We start from the raw sequence: 3,587 nt of genomic DNA, 5'->3' as shown, positions 1-3,587 counted from the left end.
GCCTTGGTCGGCACACGCAGATTCCAGTGCCGACCAAGGTCGGCACCTACCGGGCGAGCGGGTCAGAACCGGTTGTCGCCGTCCAGCATCCGGCCCAGTCCGCCGAGCACCGAGCCCTCACCACGGCTCTGGCCACCGCCCTGCGGCGCCGCCATCCACATGCGTCCGGCCAGGCGCGAGAACGGCAGCGATTGCAGCCAGACCTTGCCCGGGCCGGTCAACGTGGCCAGGAACACGCCCTCGCCACCGAACAGCATGCTCTTGACGCCGGTGACACGGCGCACATCCATGTCCACGGTCGGGTGGTAGGCCACCACGCAGCCGGTATCCACGTCCAGGCGCTCGCCAGCCGCCAGCTCGCGCTCGATCACGCAGCCGCCAGCGTGGATGAACACCCAGCCGTCGCCCTCCAGCTTCTGCATGATGAAGCCCTCGCCGCCGAACAGCCCGGTCATGATCCTGCGCTGGAACTGCACGCCGATCTGCACGCCGCGCGCGCCGGCCAGGAAGCTGTCCTTCTGGCAGATCAGGCGGCCGCCATGCTGGTCCAGCTTCATTGCCAGCACGGTGCCGGGGTAGGGCGCGGCGAAGGCGACCTTGCCCTTGCCATGGCCGCTCTGGGTGTAGACGGTGGCGAACAGGCTCTCGCCGGTCAGCACGCGCTTGCCGGCGGCCATCACCTTGCCCATGAAACCGCCCTGGTCGCCATTGGCAGCGCCGAACACCGTATCCATCTGCACCGTGGCGTCCTTGAACATCAGCGCGCCGGCCTCGGCGATGGCGCTTTCGCCGGGGTCGAGCTCGATCTCCACGAACTGCATTTCATGCCCGACGATGCGGAAGTCGATGTCGTCGGCGCGGCCGCTGGAGACAGCGGGGACCGGCGGCGGGGTCGTGGGCATGCCCGGTGCCGGCACCTGCAGCTCGGCCACGTCGGGGATGGGAGTCCATCCGCTCATGCCCTGGCACCAGGCCAGCGCGCGCGGGTTGGCCTGCGCGTAGCGCCGCGCGGCCGGGTCATCGAGCGGGCCGACACGGTCGGCCTGGGCGGAGGCATGGAAGTACCAATGGGTCATCGCGACGGCTCGGCGGGGCTGGAAAACCCCGAGTCTAGCGAGCGCGCCGGGGCGCGGGCGACGGCGCCATGAACGGCAGGCATTTGCGAGGCAGGTGCTGTATTGCAACAATTATCTGGTAGCGCCGTTTTACCACCCCTCCAAACACAGCCTACCGCCATGTCCCCGACCCGTACTTCCCGTGGCCGATTTCCGGTCGCGCGCCCCCTCGTTGCCGCTCTTTCCGCCCTGCTGCCGCTGGTAGCAGCCGCCCAGGAAACCCCCGCTGCCAAGGATCCGGTTGCCCTCGATGCCCTGCAGGTGACCGCGCAGCGCCGCGTCGAGAACGCCAAGGACGTACCGGTTGCACTGAGCGCGATCCAGGGCGAGAAGCTGGATGTACTCGGCTCGGCCGGCGATGACATCCGCTTCCTGGCCGCGCGCGTGCCCAGCCTCAACATCGAGTCGTCCTACGGCCGTGCCTTCCCGCGCTTCTACATCCGCGGCCTGGGCAACACCGACTTCGACCTCAATGCCTCGCAGCCGGTGTCGCTGGTGTATGACGACGTGGTGCAGGAAAGCCCGCTGCTGAAGGGCTTCCCGCTGTTTGACCTGGCCAACGTGGAAGTGCTGCGCGGCCCGCAGGGCACGCTGTTCGGCCGCAACACCCCGGCCGGCGTGGTCAAGTTCGATTCGGCGCGTCCGTCGCAGGATGCCGATGGCTACATCCGCGTCGGCTACGGCAGCTACAACAGCTGGAACGTGCAGGGCGCCTATGGCGGCCCGCTGACCGACCGCTGGTCGGCACGCGTGTCGGCGATCTACCAGCGCCGCGACGATTGGGTCGACAACACCCGCGCCGGCGCGCCCAACAGCGGCTTCGAAGGCTACGACGAAGCGGCCGGCCGCGTGCAGTTCCTGTACGAAGGCGATGACTTCGAAGCGCTGTTCAACCTGCACAAGCGCAAGCTCAACGGCACCGCGCGCCTGTTCCGCGCCAACATCATCCAGAAGGGCGGCAATTCGCTGGTCGAGAACTTCGACCGCGACAAGGTGGCCAACGACGGCGTCAACTTCTCCGACCTGGAAACCTGGGGTGGCAGCGCGCGCCTGCAGTGGAACCTCGGCTCGGTGACCCTGCACTCGATCACCGGTTACGAGACCGCCGAATCGCTCAACCGTGGCGACATCGACGGCGGCTACGGTGCAGCTTTCCTGGGTGCCGGCAACTACGGCCCGGGCCTGATTCCGTTCTCGTCCGAGTCGGCCGACGGCCTGCCGCACCACCGCCAGTGGACGCAGGAAGTCCGCATCGAGTCCAACGAGTGGGGCCGCTTCGACTGGCAGGCCGGCGTCTTCTACTTCGATGAAGACGTGACCATCAACAACTTCAACTACGACTCGCTGACCCCGGGCAATCCGCAGACCGGCCACGTGGTGCAGAACCAGCGCAACAAGGCCTGGGCGGTGTTCGCCTCGGGTGACTTCGATGTCACCGACCGCTTCAAGCTGCGTGCCGGCGTGCGCTACACCCAGGACAAGAAGGACTTCAGCGCCAGCGTGCTGCAGGCCGTTCCGTTCGGCACCCCGGTCAGTGGCCCGTACCTGGCCAACACCGACGTCAACGACGTCAGCTGGGATGTCAGCGGCGTGTACAAGCTGACCGACGACATCAATGCCTACGCCCGCGTGGCCAAGGGCTTCCGCGCGCCGTCGATCCAGGGCCGCCTGGCCTTCGCCCCGGGCTTGTCGCAGGCCGATTCGGAGAAGGTGATCTCGTATGAAGCCGGCATCAAGGCCGACCTGTTCGAGCGTCGCGCGCGCCTGGGCCTGAGCGTGTTCCGCTACAACGTCGATGGCCAGCAGCTGATCGCGGTGGGCGGCAGCAACAACACCGCCACCCTGCTAAACGCCAACAAGACCATCGGCCAGGGCGTGGAGCTGGACCTGGAGGCCTACCTGGCCGACAACGTCCTGCTGACCTTCGGCAGCAGCTACAACGACACCGAGATCAAGGACAAGAACCTGGCGGTGGCGATCTGTGGCGGTGGCTGCACCATCACCGATCCGACCACGGTGATCAACGGCCAGACCTACGCGCTTGTCAACGGCAATCCGCTGCCGCAGGCGCCGAAGTGGATCCACAACGCGACCCTGCGCGTGGGCTTCCCGCTCAGCGATGGCAGCGAGCTGTATGCCTACACCGACTGGGCCTACCGCAGCGCGGTGAACTTCTTCATCTACGAGTCGCCGGAATTCCGCGGCCGTAGTTCGCTGGAAGGCGGCCTGCGCCTGGGCTACAACTGGGACTACGGCCAGTACGACGTGGCCGTGTTCGGCCGCAACCTGACCAACCAGACCCGCGTGGTCGGTGCGATCGACTTCAACAACCTGACCGGCTTCCTCAACGAGCCGCGTACCTGGGGCGTGGAGTTCACCGCGAAGTTCTGATGCGGTTGTTGCGATAGTGCACTGAAGAAGGGCCCGCGCCAAGCCCGCCCGTCTGTTTCACACCTACCGGTAGTGCCGGCC

Annotated in this window: 2 protein-coding genes; one reads left to right on the top strand and one right to left on the bottom strand. The window is 67.0% G+C overall.

Annotated elements, in window-relative coordinates:
* Positions 1–62: 62 nt before the first annotated feature.
* The gene (locus tag O0J73_RS21810; RefSeq protein ID WP_197564468.1) at positions 63–1,076 is read right to left on the bottom strand and encodes a TIGR00266 family protein; all 1,014 of its coding nucleotides are present in this window, start codon (positions 1,074–1,076) and stop codon (positions 63–65) included.
* Between the two features lie 159 nt (positions 1,077–1,235).
* Here O0J73_RS21810 and O0J73_RS21805 point away from each other — a divergent pair, with 159 nt between their 5' ends.
* A complete protein-coding gene (locus tag O0J73_RS21805) occupies positions 1,236–3,506 on the top strand; it encodes a TonB-dependent receptor (protein ID WP_197564467.1) in 2,271 nt (756 codons plus the stop codon).
* Positions 3,507–3,587 lie beyond the last annotated feature (81 nt).

The sequence above is a fragment of the Stenotrophomonas sp. Sm6012 genome, from assembly GCF_030985895.1.
GTDB lineage: Bacteria > Pseudomonadota > Gammaproteobacteria > Xanthomonadales > Xanthomonadaceae > Stenotrophomonas > Stenotrophomonas forensis.
The sequence above is the reverse complement of the archived record's forward strand: the minus strand, read 5'-3'. Positions and strand labels throughout refer to the sequence as shown.

Coding starts and splice junctions, on each gene's coding strand:
- O0J73_RS21810 (WP_197564468.1), bottom strand. CDS start 1,076: ATGACCCATTGGTACTTCCATGCCTCCGCCCAGGCCGACCGTGTCGGC.
- O0J73_RS21805 (WP_197564467.1), top strand. CDS start 1,236: ATGTCCCCGACCCGTACTTCCCGTGGCCGATTTCCGGTCGCGCGCCCC.